Source organism: Pseudomonas sp. 22526 (genome assembly GCF_052044735.1).
GTDB lineage: Bacteria > Pseudomonadota > Gammaproteobacteria > Pseudomonadales > Pseudomonadaceae > Aquipseudomonas > Aquipseudomonas piscium.
In genome coordinates this window covers 135,683-156,628 of record NZ_JBQENK010000001.1, presented here as the reverse complement: position 1 = coordinate 156,628, position 20,946 = coordinate 135,683, and the positions used below count along the sequence as shown (strand labels likewise).

The 20,946-nt window shown below is 62.9% G+C and carries 19 protein-coding genes; 11 read left to right on the top strand and 8 right to left on the bottom strand.

Annotated elements, in window-relative coordinates:
* Positions 1 to 53: 53 nt before the first annotated feature.
* Positions 54 to 680 carry an isochorismate family cysteine hydrolase YcaC gene (ycaC, locus tag ACTJKT_RS00710; RefSeq protein WP_440785773.1) on the bottom strand — a complete coding sequence of 209 codons (627 nt, stop codon included), beginning with the start codon at positions 678 to 680 and terminating at the stop codon, positions 54 to 56.
* A gap of 69 nt (positions 681 to 749) precedes the next feature.
* The gene (locus tag ACTJKT_RS00705) at positions 750 to 1,439 is read right to left on the bottom strand and encodes an isochorismatase family protein (protein WP_440785772.1); all 690 of its coding nucleotides are present in this window, start codon (positions 1,437 to 1,439) and stop codon (positions 750 to 752) included.
* Positions 1,440 to 1,755: 316 nt separating this feature from the next.
* Here ACTJKT_RS00705 and ACTJKT_RS00700 point away from each other — a divergent pair, with 316 nt between their 5' ends.
* Positions 1,756 to 2,664 (top strand): LysR substrate-binding domain-containing protein, encoded by a 909-nt coding sequence (locus tag ACTJKT_RS00700; protein ID WP_440785771.1) that lies wholly within the window; start codon positions 1,756 to 1,758, stop codon positions 2,662 to 2,664.
* 100 nt (positions 2,665 to 2,764) lie between these two features.
* Here ACTJKT_RS00700 and ACTJKT_RS00695 read toward each other — a convergent pair whose 3' ends face one another.
* The 5 genes from ACTJKT_RS00695 to ACTJKT_RS00675 form a co-directional block, all read right to left on the bottom strand.
* Positions 2,765 to 3,199: a nuclear transport factor 2 family protein gene (locus ACTJKT_RS00695; protein ID WP_440785770.1), complete on the bottom strand. Its 435-nt coding sequence runs from the start codon at positions 3,197 to 3,199 to the stop codon at positions 2,765 to 2,767.
* Positions 3,200 to 3,347: 148 nt separating this feature from the next.
* Positions 3,348 to 3,872 (bottom strand): cupin domain-containing protein, encoded by a 525-nt coding sequence (locus tag ACTJKT_RS00690; protein ID WP_440785769.1) that lies wholly within the window; start codon positions 3,870 to 3,872, stop codon positions 3,348 to 3,350.
* Between the two features lie 102 nt (positions 3,873 to 3,974).
* Positions 3,975 to 5,861 carry a GldG family protein gene (locus ACTJKT_RS00685; RefSeq protein WP_440785768.1) on the bottom strand — a complete coding sequence of 629 codons (1,887 nt, stop codon included), beginning with the start codon at positions 5,859 to 5,861 and terminating at the stop codon, positions 3,975 to 3,977.
* Positions 5,862 to 5,871: 10 nt separating this feature from the next.
* Entirely contained in the window at positions 5,872 to 6,606 is a 735-nt protein-coding gene (locus ACTJKT_RS00680; protein ID WP_440785767.1) for an ABC transporter permease subunit, read from the bottom strand.
* The gene (locus ACTJKT_RS00675) at positions 6,603 to 7,526 is read right to left on the bottom strand and encodes an ABC transporter ATP-binding protein (protein ID WP_440785766.1); all 924 of its coding nucleotides are present in this window, start codon (positions 7,524 to 7,526) and stop codon (positions 6,603 to 6,605) included. The genes ACTJKT_RS00680 and ACTJKT_RS00675 overlap by 4 nt, the downstream gene beginning before the upstream one ends.
* Positions 7,527 to 7,860: 334 nt before the next feature.
* Between ACTJKT_RS00675 and ACTJKT_RS00670 the strand changes: the two genes are divergently transcribed.
* Entirely contained in the window at positions 7,861 to 8,910 is a 1,050-nt protein-coding gene (locus ACTJKT_RS00670; protein WP_440785765.1) for a hypothetical protein, read from the top strand.
* Positions 8,911 to 8,958: 48 nt separating this feature from the next.
* Here the strand turns inward: ACTJKT_RS00670 and ACTJKT_RS00665 are convergent, their stop codons facing one another.
* Positions 8,959 to 9,741: a substrate-binding periplasmic protein gene (locus ACTJKT_RS00665; protein WP_440785764.1), complete on the bottom strand. Its 783-nt coding sequence runs from the start codon at positions 9,739 to 9,741 to the stop codon at positions 8,959 to 8,961.
* Positions 9,742 to 10,498: 757 nt separating this feature from the next.
* On the opposite strand from ACTJKT_RS00665, the gene arnB reads away from it, so the two are divergent.
* The 9 genes from arnB to ACTJKT_RS00620 are packed head-to-tail and all read left to right on the top strand — an operon-like array spanning position 10,499 to position 20,919.
* Complete coding sequence (gene arnB, locus ACTJKT_RS00660; RefSeq protein WP_440785763.1) at positions 10,499 to 11,647, top strand: UDP-4-amino-4-deoxy-L-arabinose aminotransferase; 1,149 nt, start codon at positions 10,499 to 10,501, stop codon at positions 11,645 to 11,647.
* A complete protein-coding gene (gene arnC, locus ACTJKT_RS00655) occupies positions 11,644 to 12,663 on the top strand; it encodes an undecaprenyl-phosphate 4-deoxy-4-formamido-L-arabinose transferase (protein ID WP_025808953.1) in 1,020 nt (339 codons plus the stop codon). The genes arnB and arnC overlap by 4 nt, the downstream gene beginning before the upstream one ends.
* Positions 12,660 to 14,651 carry a bifunctional UDP-4-amino-4-deoxy-L-arabinose formyltransferase/UDP-glucuronic acid oxidase ArnA gene (arnA, locus tag ACTJKT_RS00650; RefSeq protein WP_440785762.1) on the top strand — a complete coding sequence of 664 codons (1,992 nt, stop codon included), beginning with the start codon at positions 12,660 to 12,662 and terminating at the stop codon, positions 14,649 to 14,651. Before arnC ends, arnA begins: the two co-directional genes overlap by 4 nt.
* Complete coding sequence (gene arnD, locus ACTJKT_RS00645; RefSeq protein ID WP_440785761.1) at positions 14,651 to 15,535, top strand: 4-deoxy-4-formamido-L-arabinose-phosphoundecaprenol deformylase; 885 nt, start codon at positions 14,651 to 14,653, stop codon at positions 15,533 to 15,535. The genes arnA and arnD overlap by 1 nt, the downstream gene beginning before the upstream one ends.
* Positions 15,532 to 17,178 carry a lipid IV(A) 4-amino-4-deoxy-L-arabinosyltransferase gene (gene arnT / locus ACTJKT_RS00640; RefSeq protein WP_440785760.1) on the top strand — a complete coding sequence of 549 codons (1,647 nt, stop codon included), beginning with the start codon at positions 15,532 to 15,534 and terminating at the stop codon, positions 17,176 to 17,178. Before arnD ends, arnT begins: the two co-directional genes overlap by 4 nt.
* The gene (gene arnE, locus ACTJKT_RS00635) at positions 17,175 to 17,519 is read left to right on the top strand and encodes a 4-amino-4-deoxy-L-arabinose-phosphoundecaprenol flippase subunit ArnE (protein ID WP_440785759.1); all 345 of its coding nucleotides are present in this window, start codon (positions 17,175 to 17,177) and stop codon (positions 17,517 to 17,519) included. The genes arnT and arnE overlap by 4 nt, the downstream gene beginning before the upstream one ends.
* Positions 17,516 to 17,929 (top strand): 4-amino-4-deoxy-L-arabinose-phosphoundecaprenol flippase subunit ArnF, encoded by a 414-nt coding sequence (gene arnF, locus ACTJKT_RS00630; RefSeq protein ID WP_440785758.1) that lies wholly within the window; start codon positions 17,516 to 17,518, stop codon positions 17,927 to 17,929. Before arnE ends, arnF begins: the two co-directional genes overlap by 4 nt.
* Positions 17,926 to 19,299, top strand: coding sequence for a UDP-glucose dehydrogenase family protein (locus tag ACTJKT_RS00625; protein ID WP_440785757.1), 1,374 nt, complete (start codon positions 17,926 to 17,928; stop codon positions 19,297 to 19,299). Before arnF ends, ACTJKT_RS00625 begins: the two co-directional genes overlap by 4 nt.
* Positions 19,300 to 20,919 carry a phospholipid carrier-dependent glycosyltransferase gene (locus tag ACTJKT_RS00620; RefSeq protein WP_440785756.1) on the top strand — a complete coding sequence of 540 codons (1,620 nt, stop codon included), beginning with the start codon at positions 19,300 to 19,302 and terminating at the stop codon, positions 20,917 to 20,919.
* Positions 20,920 to 20,946 lie beyond the last annotated feature (27 nt).

The following is a 20,946-nucleotide window of genomic DNA, read 5'->3' as shown; positions in this document are numbered from 1 at the left end:
CTCGGGGCCCCCGCGGGCAAGGGCTGCCTGGAGCGGCAGCCCTTGCCCGGCGGTTACTTGCCGGAGGTCAGCGTGTTGTAGCTGGTGATCAGGTTGCGGTAGTCCGGAATGTGGTTGGAGAACAGAGTGCCCAGGCCCTCGATATCGTTGCGCCAGTCGCGGTGCAGCTCGCAGGCCAGGCCGAACCAGGTCATCAGCTGGGCACCAGCGGTGGACATGCGGTTCCAGGCCGAATCGCGGGTCAGCTCATTGAAGGTGCCGGAGGCGTCGGTGACCACGAACACCTCGAAGCCTTCTTCCAAGGCCGACAGCGCCGGGAAGGCCACGCAGACTTCGGTCACCACCCCGGCAATGATCAGTTGCTTCTTGCCGGTAGCCTTGATCGCCTTGACGAAGTCCTCGTTGTCCCAGGCGTTGATCTGGCCCGGCCGGGCAATGTAGGGCGCGTCCGGGAACAGTGCCTTGAGCTCGGGCACCAGCGGGCCGTTGGGGCCGGTTTCGAAACTGGTGGTGAGGATGGTCGGCAGCTTGAAGTACTTGGCCAGGTCGGCCAGGGCCAGCACGTTGTTCTTGAACTTGTCCGGGTCAATGTCGCGCACCAGGGACAGCAGGCCGGCCTGGTGGTCCACCAGCAGCACGGCGGCGTTGTTCTTGTCGAGACGCTTGTAGGTAGTGGTCATGTCCATCTCCAGAGAAACAGCGCAAACCCCCATGGTTTGCGCTGGAAAGGCAGAAAGCCCCGGCCCTGTTCAGCTGCGTTGGGAGTCGAGGGTTTCGTGATTGTTGGCCACTTGCTGAGCCTTGATGTAGCTCTCGATCAGCAGTTGGTAGTGCGGCATCGCCTGGGTGTAGACGCGGGCCCAGTCCTCGGCGTCGGGACGGTTCCACGAGCCCTGCAGTTCGGAGAGCGTGGCCATGATGTCGATCGGCACCACCCCGGCCTGGGCCAGGCGGGCAATTGTCAGATCGGTAGCCAGCCGCGAATGGTTGCCCGAGGCGTCGACCACCGCGAACACCTTGTAGCCGGCATGCACCGCGGCAATCGACGGGAATGCCAGGCAGACACTGGTCAGGGTGCCGGCGATCACCAGGGTTTTCTTGCCGGTGGCTTTTACCGCGGCGACGAACTCGGGATTGTCCCAGGCGTTGATCTCGCCTTTGCGCGCCACGTACTGGGCATGGGGCGCCTCCTGGTGGATTTCCGGGATCAGCGGGCCGTTGGGGCCCTGGGGCACCGAGGCCGTGGTGATCACCGGCATCTGCAACAGGGTCGCGGCTTTCGCCAGGGCGATGGCATTGGCCCGCAGTTGCGGAACTTCGATGTCCTTGACGATCTGGAACAGTCCGCTCTGGTGATCGATCAGCAACATCGCTGTGTCGGTCGGATCAATGGTCGGTTTGGCCCCATTGAAGTTGGCTGCGTGTCCTGATGTGCTCATGTCCATTTCTCCTGCGTGGGGTGCCGTCATGGCATGGGGAACGGGCTGGATGCCCGGCGCTGGCTGCCGTCCTGGGCAAGCCTGGGTGAGTGCCGGGCCATGGGCCGGCCCCGGAGTCCTGGCGGCAGTCGTTTACCTGACTGCCCCTCTCGACTGTTCCAGCGGTGTAACCACGACGGCTGACAAGACGGCCTTCATGGCTGCCCCACCAGCCGCGCAAATCGGCTCAGGAGCACTACCTTAGTGGCCGGCCTTGGGTGCCGGTAGTCATTGAATTAGACTGCACCGTCTCATTATTGGAACAACGCGGCTGTCGATGATCGATCTGAACGAACTCTTCCTTTACGCCAAAGTGGTCGAACACAGCGGCTTCGCGGCGGCCGGCCGGGCGCTGAACATGCCCAAGTCGACCTTGAGCCGCAGGGTCAACCAGCTGGAAACCCGCCTGGGGGTGCGCCTGATCCAGCGTTCGACCCGGCAATTCCAGGTCACCGAAATCGGCCAGGCCTACTACCGGCATTGCGTGGCGATGATGGCCGAAGCGGAGTCGGCCGAAGACCTCATCGAACAGAACAGGTCCGAACCCCGGGGCGTGGTCAGGCTGAGTTGCAGCACCCCGCTGCTGAACTACTGGGTGGCGCCGCTGCTTGGCAAGTTCATGGTCCAGTGCCCGGCTGTCGAGCTCTATGTGAAGAGCTACAACCGGCGGGTCGACATCATCAGTGAAGGTTTCGACATCGCCCTGAGCCTGTGTTTTCCACCGCTGGACGACAGTGAGCTGGTGATGAAGGTCCTGAGCAAAAGCCCGCAGGTACTGGTGGCGAGCTCAGACTTTGTCCGCCGCCATGGCCCGCTGGAGTCCCCCGAGGACCTGGCCGAGCTGCCCAGCATCGGCTGGACCAGCGCCGGGCAGTCCAGCCACTGGTGGCAATTGCGCGACACCTGCGGCGCGACCGCACAGATCGTCCACACGCCCCGGCTGCTCAGCGACGACATGGCGGTGCTCAAGAGTGCGGTGCTGGAAGGCGCCGGCATCGCCAACCTGCCCCTGGCGGTGGTCCGCGACGAACTGGCGAGCGGCCAGTTGCAGCGACTGCTGGGGTCCTGGCAACCCGCCGAAGGAGTGATCACCGCGGTGTTCCCGTCGCGCCGAGGCTTGCGCCCTTCGGTGCGCACGCTGATCGACTTCCTCGCCACCTCCTTTGCCCAGGAACCCAGCGAATAACCGCGCGAAAGTGCGGCTCTGCTGCCCAGCCCAGACGATGCCAAGGGTATGGCGCTGGCCACTGAGGGTCAGCAGCCAGACGTCATAAAGCCTCGGCCCCTCAGCCAGACGCCTTGCTCGCCGCCAGATAGGGCGCCAGGCGGCGCGCCATTTCCTCGCCGAGGGCCTGCAGGCCGCTCATGGGACGGACCATCACCTCGAACTCGACGATCTTGCCGGCCTCGTCGAAGCGGATCAGGTCGATGCCCTTGATCTGCCGCTCGCCGACCCGCGCGCTGAATTCCAGCACCACGCTCAGGCCATCGGCGGTGACCAGTTCGCGGTGATAGGCAAAGTCGCTGAACACCTTGAACACCGTATTGAGGATGGTCGAGACCACCGGCGCACCAGGATAAGGCGTATGGGCCATGGGCGAACGGAATACCACTTTCGAATCCAACAGTTCGGGCAAGGCGCCCAGGTCACCCTGGGCAAGCATGGCGTGCCAGCGTTGCAGGGAGGCGGCAGCCTGGGGATGCAGTTTCAGATCGGACATGGTGTTCTCCTGTCGCAGGTAAGGGTCGGACTGGGGAGCTGTGGTTCGGTGCATTGACCGAGCCACCATAAGCGCCGGGCGCCGCGCGCAACAATGATCGCAAGTGACACTTGACTGATCGCAATGAGCAATCCCGTGGCGGCCCTCTTCAGGCCTGGCAGAGTTGTTCGAACAGTTTGGCGTGCTGCGGGAAGCCTTCGCTGAGCTGGCGCTTGCAGCCCAGCTGCATGTCCGCGTAGTCGAACCCGGGGCACACTGCCTCACTGATCAGCCCATAGCCCGCCGCGCCCGGCAGCAGCCGCGAGGCCTTCCACACGCCGCCGGGAACGTGCAGCTGCAAGCACTGACCGGCCAGGACATCGCTGCCCATCACCCGGGTTTCCAGGCGGCCATCCGGGAACACCAAGTAGTATTCGAGGGCGTCTCCGAGGTGGAAGTAATGCAGGATGTCGGACTGGTTCAGATGGAAGTGACCGATGGGCGAATCCCCGGTCAGCAGGTAATAGATGGAGGTCATCAAGTAACGCTGCCCGCCCGCGCTGGCGAGCATCGGCCGCTGGTCCGTCTGGAAGGTCCGGCGGTAGTAACCGCCTTCCGTGTGCGGCTCCAGATTGAGGGCGGTGAGCAGTTGTTGTGCGCTGCAAGCAGGCTTGAGCGGGAGCTGGTCAGTCATGGCGGGATCGCAGGTCAGGGAGTTGCTCCCAGCGTAGCAGCGCCTCGCCCTGGCGCCCCTGGGTTGGCCCGACCTGNGAATGGCAGGTCGGGCCCAGGTCGCTTACGCCCGCCGCGAGCCGGCTACCTTGCCGGTCGGCGCAGGCTTGCGTGACAGGGTCCTGGTCCGGCGCAGGTAACGCACGGCCCAGACCAGCAGCATGCCCAGGCTCAACAGCGCCGGAACCAGGGCGATGTTGAGCATCTTCAAGGTCCTGCCCAGGTCATCGATATCGGCGTTCAGCTGGTACTGCACCTCGCGCAGCTCCTTGCGAATGCGGGTTTTCTCCTGCATGAACTGGCGCACCGTCGCCTGCTGTTCGGCGCTGAGGGTCTCACCCTTGTCCGAGGAGCCCTGCAATTGCTGCAGCTTGACTTCGGTCTCTTCGAGACTTTCCTCGAGGGCGAAGCGTTTGGCCCGGAAGCTGGCTTCGGCCTGGCGGCGCAATTGCTCCACCACCACGAACGGACGGCTGTAGGGGCCGCGCGAGCGCAGGCTGTTCAGTGCGTCCGAACCGGCGAGGTTGTCCAGGGTATTGAGCACGAAGGAGGCGTTGTCGGCCCATGGCCGCGTTGCCGGGCGTCCGTTGACGTCCTGCATTTCCAGCCACATCCGGTCGCTCAACAGGTCCGTATCGGCCACCACCACCAGGTTGACCTGCTGCGCTTCCTTGAGGCCGTCCTTGCGTCCCTCGATGCCGTCGGCAAAGGCGGTCTGTACCGGGCCCTGTACACGGGCGGCGACAACGTAACGCTGACTCGGCTGCTCCTGGTCGCGCACCCGTTGTTTGCGGTCGGCGGGTTTGTCGAAACGGTCCGCCTCGAAGGCCTTGGCCGAATCGGAGCTGTACATCAGCGGCGTGAAGTGCGTGCTGGCGCCGGCCACTGGCTCGAGGATGCCGACGGTGGTCAGGGCGATGAACTCCAGCCCGGCGGTACTCGGGTCCTGCTGACTCAAGGCGGCTTGCGGCACACCCAGGGTGAACGGCCGTGGCAGCGGACGCCCGTCTTCCTCGGAACTCTCCAGCAAGGCATAGAGGTTGTCCCCCAGGACCTTGCCCGGCTGCATATGAATGCCCCAGGCCTTGAACAACGGCTCGAGATTCGAAGACTTGTCCTTGCTCTGGATGCCGAAGTACTCCTCGCCAGTGTCCTGCTCGCTGTAGGGATCGACGAAGGCCAGCAGCTTGCCGCCGCGCAACACGAACTGGTCGATGGCGTACAGGGTCGGCTGCGAGAGTTTTTTCGGGTGCAGCAACATCAGGATATCGACGTCTTTCGGGATGTCCTGGGTATCGGGCTTGAGCTGTTGCAGATCGAACTCCCGGCGCAGCTCCTGGATCAGCATCCACGGCTCGGTCTTGCTCTGCGTGCGAATATCGAAGCCACCGTTGGCTGGCAGGCTGGTCAGCAGGCCCAGGGTCGGGCGCTTGGGGTTGGCCAGGGCCTGCAGCAAGCGGCTGAGGTCGTACTCGAGAAACTCTTCCTGGTCCGGCGCAAAAAACTCGATGGTCTGGGCGTTGTTCTGCTCATCGGTACCGGCCAGGCCGAAATACACCGGCGCCCCGCCCTGCCCCAGCGGCACGGCCTGCAGGCCGAACTCGCTGGCCTTGTCCTCCTCCGCGGAAAACGGCAGCGGGTCGATGACATGCAGGCGGATCTTGCCGTCGGCCTCGCGCTCATAAACTTTGAGCAGTTCCTGGACACGCTGGGCATAGCCGCGCATCGGCACCAGCTCCTTCGAGCCGCTGTCGGAAAAGTAGAAATACAGGTCGAGGGGTTGCTTGAGCTCCGCGAGAATCTGCCGGGTGCCGGCGCTGATGGAATAGAGCTTGTTCTGGGTCAGGTCGAGCCGGACGCCCGTGAGCAGCAGGCCGGTCGCAAGGTTGAAGGCCAGGAACAGCAAGGCAATCAGCAACAGGCCGGAAGTGGAATACAGCATGCGTTTCATCGAATCGTCCTCACTCGGCTTTCTTCAGGTTGACCGTCACCACCGTGGCCATCAGCCAGGCGACGATCACGCTGAGGAAATACAGCGGATCACGCAGGTCGATCAGCCCTTTGCTGATCGTGCCGAAATGGGTCAGCAGGCTCAGCGAGGCCAGCAAGTCCAACAGCCATTGCGGCGCCCAGGGGTTGAGTGCATCCAGCACCAGGGAGAAACCGCAGGCGACGAACAGGAAACACACCAGGAAGGCGAGGATCAGGGCGACCACCTGGCTCTTGGCCATGGCCGACATGCAGGAGCCGATCGCCAGGTAGGTGCCGGCGAGCAACCAGCTGCCCAGATAGCCGGTCAGGATCACGCCGTTGTCCGGGTTGCCCAGGTAGTTCACGGTCAGCACCATGGGCAGGGTCAACAACAGGGTGATGCCGGCGACGACCCAGGCCGCGAGGAACTTGCCGACCACTGCTTCGAAACAGCTCACCGGCAGGGTCATCAGCAGCTCGATGCTGCCGGACTTGCGCTCCTCCGACCACAGGCGCATGGCCAGGGCCGGCAGCAGGAACAGATAAAGCCAGGGATGGATGTCGAAGAACGGCGCCAGATCGGCCTGGTTGCGCTCGTAGAAACTGCCCAGGTAGAAGGTGAAGACGCCCGAGAGCACCAGGAAGATCTCGATGAACACGAAGGCCAGCGGCGTGGCGAAATAACTGCCCAGTTCGCGCTTGAATATCACCGGTAGCTGTCTCATGCCGACTCTCCCCGGGTCAGGGTCTGGAACACTTCGTCGAGACGACCCTGCTCCAGTTCCAGGCGCTTCATCTTCCAGCCACGCGCAGTCACCAGCGCGTTGACCTGAGGGAAAATCACCTCGCCAGGCCGTGCCAGAAGCGTCAGGCTGCCCTCGGCCGCGTTCTCCTCGACCCCCGCCACACCCGGCAAGACCACCAGGGCCAGCAGGTCCAGCGGTCCGTCGGCCTGCAAGGTCACTGCCTGGCGATAGCGGGAACTGCGCTCCAGCTCATGCGGCGTGCTGTCGGCCAGCAAGCGGCCATTGCTGATGATCAGGGCGCGGTTACAGACGGCCGACACCTCTTCCAGGATGTGGGTCGAGATGATCACGATCTTGTCCTGGCCCAGGTCCTGGATCAGTTGGCGAACCAGTTGTTTCTGGTTGGGGTCGAGCCCGTCGGTGGGTTCGTCGAGAATCAGCACCCGCGGATCGTGGAGGATCGCCTGGCCCAGGCCGACCCGGCGGGTGAAGCCCTTGGACAGGGTCTCGATGGTCTGGCGGCGGACGTCGCCCAGTTCCAGCAGGTCGATCACCCGGTCCACCCGTTCGCGCTTCTGCGCGCCGCGATAGCCGCGAACACTGGCAATGAACTCGAGAAAACCCTGTACCGCCATGTCGCTGTAGCTGGGCGCGCCTTCCGGCAGGTAGCCCATCTGCCGCTGGGCGTGGCGGGTCTGGGTGCGGATGTCGAACCCCAGGATGCTCGCGGTGCCGGAGGTCGGCGCCAGAAAGCCGGTGAGCATTTTCATCGTGGTGGATTTGCCTGCACCGTTTGGCCCGAGAATCCCCAGTACTTCTCCCGGGCCGATATGACAGGACAGATCGTCGACCGCGACCTGTCCGGAAAAAGACTTGGTTAGTTTGGATATTTCGATCATGGCTTCCAGGTTCAGCAAGAGAAGTCTGAGGTGAGCAGCCAAAGGCCATTCAAAGTCAGAAGAGGTTGAGATTGGGTAGTTGCAACAGGATCAATAGCTGTGTTGTGCCGGAATGGGCGCAATACAATACACGCTGATATTTTTAATGCGGGTATAAAGCTATATGAATAAGACCATTCAATAGAAATATAAGATTTATCCTATTCAGCCGGAGCATTACTCTTAACGCCAACTGACATTATTTCCTAGTATCCTAGCGCTCATATTTTTACTTAAGCTTACTGGGTGACACATGCTCTTACGCACTATCTTCATTGAAAACAAAGAGCAGCAAATGCTGACGGCGGCTTTGCTCTGCAGTTTTTCTGTTCCAGAAGCAGGTCGAAACTTTCTCGCCTATAGCCTGAATGAAAGCCTTGATGAGGATAATCTGCGCGTCTATATCGCCTTGTTATTCAACGAAGGGGGCACTTACTGCCTGGGCGCCCTGGACTCCGACGAGGATGGGCAACTGGCGATTCGTGTGTTCAGCCAGATCCTGCGCGAGGCCGCCACCGGCGAACAGCGTGAAAGCGATGTGCCCTACCATCTGCTGGACCTGAACAAACAACAATTGCCCGCCGCCGCGGCGGCGGACCATCGCCTGTTGAGCACCAAGAAGGAATGGATCGCCAAGCTGCTGAGCTTCCAGGCTTCGGCTCAATTCGGCTCGGCGATCGAACATTCGCCCACCGCCATCGATGACCAGCAACTTGACGCCGCCCTGGCGCAGCTCGACGAACAGGCGGGCGACAACGCCGAACAGGAACGCCACGAATCCATCGAGACGGCGGGCAGTTCCGAAACGCAAAGCCCCCAGCCGGACGCGACCGCAACCGAGACCGAAACCCGCTACTCCGATGCCGGCCCCCTGCCAATGCCGGCCGAGCAGCAGCCCCCGACCGAACCCCAGGATGAAGACTGGCCTTTCCCGGGCACCGACCCCGAGCACTTCCTGCAGGATGTCGAGGCGAGCCTGATGGAGTTTTCCAGCATCGCCAACCGGCTCAAGCAACAGAAACAGCAAAGCCAGACGCAACAGCAGACCCTGGACTCCAGAGCCTCTCAATTGCAGGAGAAAGAGCGCCTGCTCGAACAGAAGGAAGAGCAGTTACAGCAACTGCAACGGCAACTTGATCAGGATCGGCAATCCGACAGTGCGATACGCGCGCAACAAGAAGCCCGTCAGGGCGAACTGGATAAACGTGAAGAAGCATTGCAGCAAAAAACCAGGGAGCTGGCGGGGCAATTCAAGAAGCTCAACCATGCCAAGGACAACTTCAACAACACCCTGAAGAACCTCAACGAGATCATTCGGCTCAATGAGGATGTGCTGTCCGAATGAACATCTCCTAGGTGATTACCAATACTGGTAAAACCTGAAGCTGATCAATTACAAGCTGCCTGATTTCTCCAGCGGGTCGTTATTCAGATAGCGGTCTTTGACTTTCTCGATATAACCGTCACGGCGCATGGCCTCTATGGTTTTCGCAACATCGGTCACGACTTCGGCGTCGCATACTTTGGAACAGGCCAGGTAAAGCTCATGACTCACCATAGGCGGGCTCATCAACAGCGGCCGGCTGGAGACGCGCTGCCAGATATAGCGGCTTTCCTGAACCCCGTTGAACCAGGCGTCCACCCTGCCCTTCAACAGCAATTGCGCGGGGTTCTCGCCGATCTTGATGGCATAGATCTGCTCCGGGGCGAAGCCTTTGCTGCGCAGGATTTCTTCCTGGGCACTGCCCAGCCCCACGGCGATGCTCTTGAAACGCTGCCGGGCTTCGTCGAAGGTCGACACTTTATGCTCGAGACTGAAAAATGCCCTGTCCATCTGCATGATCGGGGCAATCCAGGTGTAGCGATCTTCACGCTCGGGTGTCCGGCTGAGCGGCGCGAGCAGGACGTTGTCCTTTCCGAGGGCATATTTCTGCGCCCGCGCCCACGGCAGGGTTCTCAGTTCGCTGGCATATCCAGCTTTTTTCAATGCCCGCAAAACAATATCGCCGACTATGCCGTGACGCTCGCCCTGGTTGACCATGGTCAGGGGTGGCGCGTCCGGGATCAGCAACTCGAGGGATTCGTGTGCCTCGAGCACAGGAACCCTTCCCAGCAATAGCGGCAGTAACAACAGGCTGAAAAGAGAAACGCCTTTGGCTGGTGTTCTATCAATCACACAACGAGCCTCTTGTTGGCTTCTATTCGTTATTGAGTGGCCGGTGGTTATTCAGCTGTGAATGGTAGAGCAGTGTTATTGCCGGCGCCTCCCCTCTCCCGGATTCTGCCGATAAGAGCGCCGTTTGACTTCAGGCAAGCGATCGAGCGCCGCGACAAGCCCGACGGAGTATAAGACGGGAACGCCATGGCCCTGTCAAAGGTCGTATCGGTCGGCGCCCCGAAGGTGCCAAGGCCGCAAGATAGAGCGTCCACGGATCGGTGGCGGGCAAACGGATACTCCTTAGTTCAGCTGGTATTTGAAAACAATGGCGTCTGCAAAGGTAAAAAACATCTCTCGGCCAAGCGACTTTCAGCCCTGTTGTCAGCGAAAAAACACACCTTGGGAATGCTGTAACAGGGGTTTTCCCGGTCAACTAGTGGCGAAGTCTGAACACTGGCTGTCTAGGTGAAAGATAAACGCTCCGTTGGCCTTTTTTTCATGTTCGTTTCACATTTTTCCGCTTAACCTGAATCCATTCATAGGCGCAGGGAGTCAGTCAGGTCATCTAACTGAAACAAAAGCTAACACACTGATCTGGCTTTACTTTTACCCTGCATGGTCTTTACTGCAATCAGGCATGGACGACCACACCGACCTCATTTATGGACGCGCTTCAATGACCGAACCCAAAACGCCTTTTTTGCATAACTCCAGCTGTAGCACAGGCGCTTTTTCTCCTTTCGATTGCTGAAAATCCTTTTTCCCCGAGGTCTCAATGAACCAGGCTTTCCTTCCTTTCTCGCGCCCGAGTATTGGCGATGAAGAGATTGCTGCGGTCGAGCAGGTTCTACGTTCTGGCTGGATCACCACCGGACCGAAAAACCAGGAGCTTGAGCAGCAATTTGCCGCGCAGGTCGGCTGCAAGCACGCGGTGGCGCTGTCGTCGGCCACCGGCGGCATGCACATTGCCCTGCTGGCGCTGGGCATCGGCCCCGGCGATGAGGTGATCACCCCTTCGCAGACCTGGGTTTCCACCGCCAACATGATCTGCCTGCTGGGGGCGACGCCGGTCTTCGTCGATGTCGATCCGCACACCCTGATGACCGACGCCGCCACCGTCGAAGCAGCGATCACGCCACGGACCAGGGCGATCATCCCGGTGCATTACGCCGGTGCCGCCTTCGACCTCGACCCGCTGTACGCCCTGGCCGACAAACACGGCATCGCGGTGATCGAAGACGCCGCCCACGCCGCCGGCACCACCTATCGCGGCCGGCCCATCGGGGCCCGGGGCACGGCGATCTTTTCCTTCCATGCGATCAAGAACATGACCTGCGCCGAAGGCGCGATGTTCGTCAGCGATGACGAGGCCCTGGCCAACCGGGTGCGCATGCTCAAGTTCCATGGCCTGGGTGTCGATGCCTATGACCGCCTGACCCACGGGCGCAAGCCCCAGGCCGAGGTGATCGAACCCGGCTTCAAATACAACCTGGCGGATATCAATGCCGCCATCGCCCTGGTGCAGTTGCAGCGCCTGGACGCGATCAACCGCCAGCGCGAGATCCTGGCCAACGCCTACCTGGAGCAACTGCGCGACCTGCCGGTGCAACCGCTGCACCTGCCGCCGTATCCGCAGCAACATGCCTGGCACCTGTTCATCCTGCGCATCGACGCCGAGCGTTGCGGCATCGATCGCGACGGTTTCATGAAAGCCTTGCAGGAGCAGAACATCGGCAGTGGCATCCACTTCGTCGCCACTCACCTGCACAGCTATTACCGCCAACGCTTCCCGGATGTGCGGCTACCCAACACCGAGTGGAACTCGGCACGCCTGTGCTCGATTCCGCTGTTCCCCGACATGACCCTCGACGATGTCGAGCGGGTCGTCGGCGCCATCAAAACCTGTCTGGACCGAAACCTTTGAAACCTTATCCAATCCAGTTCGTGTCGATCGTCATTCCGGTCTACAACGAAGAAGAGAGCCTGCCCGAACTGCTGCGGCGCACTGAAGCGGCCTGCCGCCAGCTCAAGCACGATTTCGAGATCGTCCTGGTGGACGACGGCAGCCGCGACGAATCGGCACAGATCCTCGAGGAAGCTGCCGGCCGCGAAGGCAGCCCGGTGGTGGCGGTGATCCTCAACCGCAACTACGGCCAGCATGCGGCGATCATGGCCGGTTTCGAGCAGTGCCGCGGCGACGTGGTCATCACCCTGGACGCCGACCTGCAGAACCCGCCGGAAGAAATCCCGCGCCTGGTGGCCCAGGCCGAACTGGGCTACGACGTGGTCGGCACGGTGCGCAACAACCGCCAGGATTCCGCCTGGCGCCGCTGGCCGTCGAAGCTGATCAACCTGGCCGTGAAACGCTCCACCGGCGTGGCCATGAACGACTACGGCTGCATGCTGCGCGCCTACCGCCGCAGCGTGGTCGACGCCATGCTCGCCTGCCGCGAACGCAGCACCTTCATTCCGATCCTGGCCAACAGCTTCGCCCGCCACACCACCGAGGTGCTGGTCAACCACGCCGAGCGTGAACACGGCGATTCCAAGTACAGCCCGATGCGCCTGATCAACCTGATGTTCGACCTGATCACCTGCATGACCACCACGCCGCTGCGCCTGTTGAGCATCATAGGTTTCAGCATGGCCGGCCTCGGCGTGCTGTTCGCCCTGATGCTGATTTTCCTGCGCCTGGTGTTCGGTGCCGAATGGGCCGGCGACGGTATGTTCGTGCTGTTCGCCATCCTGTTCGTGTTCACCGGTGGCCAGTTCATCGGCATGGGCCTGTTGGGCGAATACCTGGGCCGCATGTATAGCGATGTGCGCGCCCGTCCGCGCTTCTTCATTGAAAAAGTTCTGCGCAGCCAGCCTGCCGCCCCTGCTCCCGCTGTCACGGTCGACGGTCTAACTTCCACTCTCTCCGATCAGGTTTCGCCATGAGTCATAAAGCTGTTGTCTTCGCCTACCACGATATCGGCTGCGCCGGCATCGAAGCCCTGCTCAACGCGGGTTATGAAATCGGCGCGGTCTTCACCCATGCCGACGATCCGAAGGAAAACACCTTCTACGGCTCCGTTGCCCAGCTGTGCTCGCTCAAGGGCATCCCGGTGCATGCCCCGGAAGACGCCAACCACCCGCTGTGGGTCGAGCGCATCGCCAAGTTGAAGCCTGACTACATTTTCTCTTTCTACTATCGCAACCTGCTCAGCGAAGCGCTGTTGGCCACCGCCAGCAAGGGCGCGTTCAACCTGCACGGTTCGCTGCTGCCGAGCTACCGTGGCCGCGCGCCGGCCAACTGGGTGCTGGTCAATGGCGAAAGCGAAACCGGCGTGACCCTGCACCGCATGGTCAAGCGCCCGGATGCCGGGGCGATCATTGCCCAGCAACGGGTGGCCATCGAGCGCAGCGATACCGCGCTGAGCCTGCACGGCAAGCTGCGCGATACCGCCGCCAGCCTGCTGCGCGACATCCTGCCCGCCCTGGCGCAAGGCAAGGTCAGCGAAACCGCCCAGGACGAATCCAGGGCCAGCTACTTCGGTCGCCGCACCGCGGCCGACGGCAAGCTGCTGTGGAGCAAGCCGGCCGAACAGCTGTTCAACCTGGTGCGTGCCGTGACCAAGCCTTACCCGGGCGCGTTCTGCGCCGTGGGCGAGCACAAGCTGATCGTCTGGAGCGCCGAGGTGGTCAAGGGCAACGAAGGCCAGGCCCCGGGCCGGGTGATCAGCATCGATCCGCTGCGCATCGCCTGCGGCGAAGACTCGCTGCTGATCAACGCCGGCCAGCGCAACGACAACGGCCTGTACCTCAGCGGTCCGCAACTGGCCAACGAGCTGGGCCTGGTGGATGGCTCGCTGCTGCGCGGCGCCGAGTCCGGCCGTGCGCCGCGACGCACCCGGGTGCTGATCCTCGGCGTCAACGGTTTCATCGGCAACCACCTGTCCGAGCGCCTGCTGCGTGACGACAAGTACGAGGTCTACGGCCTGGATATCGGCTCCGACGCCATCGAGCGCCTGCGCAGCCATCCGCACTTCCACTTCGTCGAAGGCGACATCAGCATTCACTCCGAGTGGATCGAGTACCACATCAAGAAGTGCGACGTGGTCCTGCCGCTGGTGGCCATCGCCACCCCGATCGAATACACCCGCAACCCGCTGCGTGTGTTCGAGCTGGACTTCGAAGAGAACCTCAAGCTGGTTCGCTACTGCGTCAAATACAACAAGCGCGTGATCTTCCCGTCGACCTCCGAGGTCTACGGCATGTGCCAGGACCAGAACTTCGACGAAGACAGCTCCAACCTGATCGTCGGGCCGATCAACAAGCAGCGCTGGATCTATTCGGTGTCCAAGCAGTTGCTGGACCGGGTGATCTGGGCCTACGGCAGCAAGGGCCTGAACTTCACCCTGTTCCGTCCGTTCAACTGGATGGGCCCGCGCCTGGACCGCCTGGATTCGGCGCGCATCGGCAGCTCCCGGGCCATCACCCAACTGATCCTGAACCTGGTGGAAGGCACGCCGATCCGCCTGTTCGACGGCGGCGAGCAGAAACGCTGCTTCACCGATATCGCCGACGGCATCGAGGCCCTGGCGCGCATCGTCGACAACGAAAACGATGTGTGCAACGGCCAGATCATCAACATCGGCAACCCGGACAACGAAGCCAGCATCCGCCAATTGGGCGAAGAGCTGCTGCGTCAGTTCGAAGCCCACCCGCTGCGTGGCAACTTCCCACCGTTCGCCGGCTTCCGCGAGGTCGAGAGCAAGTCTTTCTACGGCGCCGGTTACCAGGACGTGGAACACCGCAAGCCGAGCATCGCCAACGCCAAGCGCCTGCTGAACTGGGAGCCGAGCGTCGAGATGAAAGAAACCATCGGCAACACGCTGGACTTCTTCCTGCGCGAAGCCATGCTCGAAATCGCGGACAAGCATTGATGCAGGCAGGTCTGCGAATCGATGTCGATACCTATCGCGGCACCCGTGAGGGGGTGCCGCGGTTGCTCGAACTGCTCGATGAAGCCGGGATCAAGGCCACCTTCTTCTTCAGCGTCGGCCCGGACAACATGGGGCGCCACCTGTGGCGCCTGATCCGCCCGCAATTCTTGTGGAAGATGCTGCGCTCCAACGCCGCCGGCCTTTATGGCTGGGACATCCTGCTGGCGGGCACCGCCTGGCCGGGCAAGCCGATTGGCCGCGACCTCGGGCACCTGATGCGCCGGGCCCGGGACGCCGGCCATGAAGTCGGCCTGCACGCCTGGGATCACCACGGCTGGCAGGCCAATGCCGGGCGCTGGAACCAGGCGCAGTTGATCGAGCAGATCCGCCAGGGCGTCGACACCCTCAATGACATTCTCGGCCAGCGCGTCGACTGTTCGGCAGCTGCCGGCTGGCGCGCCGACGAGTCGGTGATCGAGGCCAAGCAGGGCTTCGGCTTTCGCTACAACAGCGATTGCCGCGGTACCTCGATCTTCCAGCCACGGCTGGCGGACGGCAGCCTGGGCGCCCCGCAGATTCCGGTCGACCTGCCGACCTTCGACGAAGTGGTCGGGCCGACCGTTGCGGCCCACGACTTCAACACATTCATCCTGGACCGGTTCAGCCCTGAGCGGCTCAACGTCTACACCATTCACGCCGAGGTCGAAGGGATTCTGATGGCCAACGATTTTCGTCAGCTACTGGCGCAAGCCCGCCAGCGCGACATTCATTTCAATACCCTGGGCCAGCTGTTGCCCGCGTCCTTGCAGAGCCTGCCCCAGGGGCAGGTCATTCGTGGCGCCCTCGAAGGTCGCGAAGGCTGGCTGGGGGTGCAAGGCGCATGACCAGACGCTGGGCCCTGCCTCTTTTACTGCTTGCCTTTGGCCTGTTCTACCTGCTGCCGATGGCCACCCACGGTTTGTGGATTCCCGATGAAACCCGCTATGCGCAGATCAGCCAGGAAATGCTCCTGACTGGCAACTGGGCATCGCCGCATTTCATGGGCATTCGTTATTTCGAGAAGCCGGCCGCCGGCTACTGGATGATCGCCCTCGGCCAGGCAGTGTTCGGCCAGAACCTGTTCGGCGTGCGGGTGGCTTCGGCCCTGAGCATGGGCCTGAGCGTGCTGCTCACCTACCTGATGGCCAGGCGGCTGTGGAACAACCCGCGCAAGAGCCTGGTCTGCGCCCTGCTGTACATGAGCTTCTGCGTGGTGGTCGGCGCCGGTGGTTATGCCAACCTCGACCCGCAGTTCACCTTCTGGGTCAACCTGAGCCTGGTGGCCCTGTGGTTCGCCCTGGACAACCAGACGCTGCGCGGCCGCCTGCTGGCCTGGGCCGGCCTGGGTTTCGCCTGTGGCATGGGCTTCATGACCAAGGGCTTCCTTGCCTGGCTGCTGCCGGTGCTGATCGCCCTGCCCTACATGGCCTGGCAGAAACGCCTGCGCGAGCTGTTCATCTACGGCGGCGTGGCGGTGCTGGTGGCTATTGTCATCAGCCTGCCGTGGGCCCTGGCGGTGCATGCCCAGGAAGCGGATTACTGGCGCTTCTTCTTCTGGCATGAACACATCCGCCGTTTTGCCGGGGAAGACGCCCAGCACGCCTCGCCATGGTGGTACTACCTGCCATTGCTGGTGGCGTTCAGCATGCCCTGGGTCCTGGTGCTGCCGGGGGCCTTGAAGCAGGCCTGGCAGACCCGGCGCCAGGCAAGCATCGGTTTCCTGCTGCTGTGGCTGATCCTGCCGCTGGCGTTCTTCAGCCTGAGCAAGGGCAAGCTGCCGGCCTATATCCTGCCGTGCCTGCTGCCGCTGGCGCTGCTGATGGGCAATAGCCTGAGCGACCGCCTGCAGGCCGGGCAGACCCGGACCATCCGCCTCAACGCTGTGCTCAACCTGGTGCTGGGCCTGTTGCTGCTGTTGGCGCTGGTGTATTTCCAGCTGAAGAAGCCGCTGTACAGCAACGAGCCCGGGCATCTGGTGCTGGTGTTCCTGGCCCTGCTTGGCTGGAACATGAGCAACCTGCTGCCGGCCTTCCGCCCGCTGCAGCTGTGGGCCGCGCCGGTGCTCGGCAGCTGGCTGTTCATCGCCCTGCTGCCCGCCGGCCTGCCGAACTCGGTGGTCTACAACAAGATGCCGGATCAATTCATCATCGATCACGCCGAGGAACTCGCCCGGAGCCGCACCCTGGTGAGCAACGACCTGGGCGCCGCCTCGGCCCTGGCCTGGCGCCTCAAGCGCCCGGATATCGCCTTGTACAACACGACAGGCGAAGTGAAATATGGCCTGGCCTATCCTGACAGCCAGCATCGTTATATCGACCTGCGCAAGGTCGGCGAATGGATGCCCGAGGCGCGCAAGCTGGGCCAGGTGGGCGTGGTGATGCGCGTCAATGGCGACGAACACTACGAAATCGATCTGTTGCCGCAGGACTTCAAACGTTATGACCAGGGCAATCTCGTGATCCTGATCTTCCCCCAGAGCCAACCATGAGCCTGTTGCTGCTGCTCGTCGCCTGCCTGCTGACCTGCCTGGGCCAGATCGCCCAGAAGTTCGCCGTGGAAAGCTGGCGCGGCCAGCCTTCGGGCGTGCTTGCCAAACTGCGATCGCCCTGGCTGTGGCTGGCCCTGGCCAGCCTCGGCCTGGGCTTGCTGGTATGGCTGCTGGTGCTGCAGCGGGTCGAGGTCGGCATCGCCTACCCGATGCTCAGCCTGAACTTCGTGCTGATCACCCTGATCGCCCGCTTCGTGTTCCATGAAGCCATCGACCGCCGCCACTGGCTGGGCGTGGCGCTGGTGCTCGCTGGCGTACTGCTGTTGAGTCGTCACGCATGAGCCGGGCCCTGGGCTTCACCTTCGCCATGGGCAGCGTGCTGCTGGTCAGTGCCGCGCAACTGGGTATGCGTTGGAGCATGACCCGCCTGCCGGCACCGGCGGACTGGCTGGCAGCACTGTCCAGCGGCCAGGTCGACCTGCTGGCGCTGGGCGTGGTGCTGGGGGCGATCCTCGCCTATGTCCTGTCGATGCTCTGCTGGCTGCTGGCCCTGCGCGACCTGCCGCTGGGCCGGGCCTATTCCCTGCTCAGCATCAGCTACGCCCTGGTCTACCTGCTGGCCGCCGCGCTGCCGCTGTTCAACGAGCCGTTCAGCCTCTCGAAAACCCTGGGGGTGGCCCTGGTCATCCTCGGCGTCATTACCATCAACTCACGACCTGCTCCCGCGACAAGTCCCAGGAATACCCCATGAAAATCAGCGTATTTGGAAGTGGTTACGTCGGCCTCGTGCAGGCCGCCGTGCTGGCCGAAGTCGGCCACGATGTCATTTGCATGGACATTGACGAACACAAGGTCCAGCAGCTGCAACAGGGGCACGTCAGTATCTTCGAGCCCGGACTGTCGAGCCTGGTGCGCGACAACCTGGAAAGCCAACGCCTGAGCTTCACCAGCGACGAAAAACTCGCGGTGCAGCATGGCCAGGTGCTGTTTATCGCGGTCGGTACACCGTCCAGCGAGGACGGCTCGGCCGACCTGCGTTATGTGCTGTCGGTGGGCGACGCCGTGGCCCGGCACCGCGAGAAGCCGGTGATCCTGGTGGAGAAATCCACGGTGCCGGTGGGCACTGGCGACACCTTGAAAGCCCATATCGAACAGGCTCTGGACGGGCGCGCCCTGCAGTTCGATATCGTCTCCAACCCGGAATTCCTCAAGGAAGGCTCGGCGGTTTCCGATTGCCGCCGCCCGGACCGGATCATCGTCGGTTGCGAGCGCGAAGAAGTCCGCGACGTGATGCGCGACCTCTACGCCCCCTTCAACCGCAACCATGACCGCATCATGTTCATGGACCTGCGCAGCGCCGAGCTGACCAAGTACGCCGCCAACTGCATGCTGGCGACCAAGATCAGCTTCATCAACCAGATCGCCGAGCTGGCCGAACACCTGGGGGCCGACATCGAATCGGTGCGCCTGGGCATTGGCGCCGACTCGCGCATCGGCTACCACTTCATCTACCCGGGCTGCGGTTATGGCGGCTCGTGCTTCCCCAAGGACATGCGCGCGCTGATCCACAGCGCCGAGCAGGCCCATTGCTCCAGCGACCTTTTGCAAGCGGTGGAAGCCATCAACGAGCGGCAGAAGCACAAGCTGTTCGAGCGCATCAACGCCTTCTACCAGGGCGACCTGAAAGGCAAGACCTTCGCCCTCTGGGGCCTGGCCTTCAAGCCCAACACCGACGACATGCGCGACGCCCCCAGCCGGGTGCTGCTGGATGCGCTGTTCGCCGCCGGCGCCCAGGTCCGCGCCTTCGACCCGGAAGCCATGCAGGAAACCCAGCGCCTGTACCCCGAGGAGTCGAAGCTGATGCTGATGGGCACCCCGGAATCGGTGCTCAACGACGCCGACGCGCTGATCATCTGCACCGAGTGGCAGCAGTTCAAGGCGCCGGATTTCCAGCTGCTGCAACAGCGCCTCAAGGCCCCGGTGATCTTCGACGGGCGCAACCTGTACGACGCCGAGCGCCTGGCCCGTGGCGGCTTCACCTACTTCCCGATCGGTCGCGGCGAGTCGCGCCACCTGCCGATTCCTCACCGGCAATGGGCCGACGCCAGGGCCAAGGCCTGAATGCCCAGGGCCGGCACCGCTCCTTCCAGCGCCCTGCATTGGCAAGCCTGGGGGCTGGGGCTGCTGGCCCTGCTGCTGTTCTGTGCCGGCGCGGGACAGGTGACGGTGATCGGCTTCGATTCGCGCTTCGTGCTGTTCGCCAAGGAAATGCTGCGCCATGGGCCGAGCTTCTTTCCCACCACCTATGGCCAGCCCTACCCTGACTACTCCAGCGCCTCGACTCTGCTGATCGACCTGTTCGCCCTGGCCTGCGGCCGGGTCACCACACTCGCGGCCTGGCTGCCCACGGCCATCGCCGGGGCGCTGATCGTCAACCTCATGTACCGCCTGCTGGCGCCCTGTTCGAAAACCTGGGCCTTGAGCAGCATCGCCCTGTTGTTGCTGAGCAGCATCTTCATCACCGAAACCCGCGCCGTCTCCCTCGACCTGATGCTCGCCGCCATCGCCCTGGCGGTGTTCTACCTGGGTTATGCCCATGATCACTTTGCCGCGCCGCGGCGCCTGTGGCTGGCCCTCGCGTTGCTGGTCGCGGGGTTCGCCATTCGCGGGCCGATCGGCCTGGTGATTCCCTGCGGCATGCTGTGCAGCTATTACCTGCTCGAGGGCCAGTGGCAACGCATGCTTGTCTTCGGTGGCAGCGCCCTGCTCCTGCTGCTGGCCTGCGTGGCGCTGTTGCTGTGGCTGGCCCGACTGAGCGGCGGCCCGGCCTTTATGCAGGAGGTGATCCGCATGCAGTTCACCGGGCGCCTGGACGGCAGCGAAGGCAGCAGCGGCCTGTTGTATTACTTCAGCAGTTCCCTGGGCAACTATGCCCTGGCCTACCCGCTGGCGATCCTGACCTGGCTGGCGGTGTGGCTCGGACCCCGCGAACAGCAGGACCCCGCGCGCAGACTGCTGGTGCTGTGCAGCGCCGCGGCCCTGCTGGTGTTGATCGGCCTGTCGATTCCCCAGGCGAAAAAATCCCGCTACCTGCTGCCGATGTTGCCCATGCTGGCGATCGTCGCGGCTTATCCCTTCCACAACGTCCAGGGTCGCAGCCTGGCCTGGCTCCGGCGGGGCATCCAGGGCCTGTGGCTGCTGACACCGGGCCTGCTGATAGCGGCCTTGCTGGTGGCGCAACGGCGCTTTGCCGAACCCTTGACCGGCTTGAGCCCTCTGCTGGTGTTGCTCGGCGTTTTGCAACTGGCAGCGCTGGGCCTGTTGCGCATGCCGCGCTGGCGTACCGGCGGCCTGGCCCTGGGCGCCGTGCTGGCCGTCTGGAGTGCCTATATCCTTGGGTTCGAACCGCTGGCCCGGCAGCTCTACGACACCCGCACCTTCAGCCTGGCCGCCTGGAAACTGATCGAGCAGGACCCGGCCCCGGTGGTGCTGCACCATATGGGCAAGGACGCCAAGGCGATCAAGTTCATGGTCAACCTCGACCAGGACCTGCAGCCACTGTTCACCGAACGCCCCGAGGCCCTTGCGGCCATCCCGGGCCCGGCCTGGGTGATCATGGATCAAGGCGAGCTGGCGACACTCAAGGCCACGCCCCTGGCGCGACTGGCCCCGGTGCTCAGCGGGCGCTTCGACAAGAACGACTACGTCATGCTGCACCTGCCTGCCACCACCCAACCCTGAAGGTTGCCCCGCCGCCCCCTGGCTCCT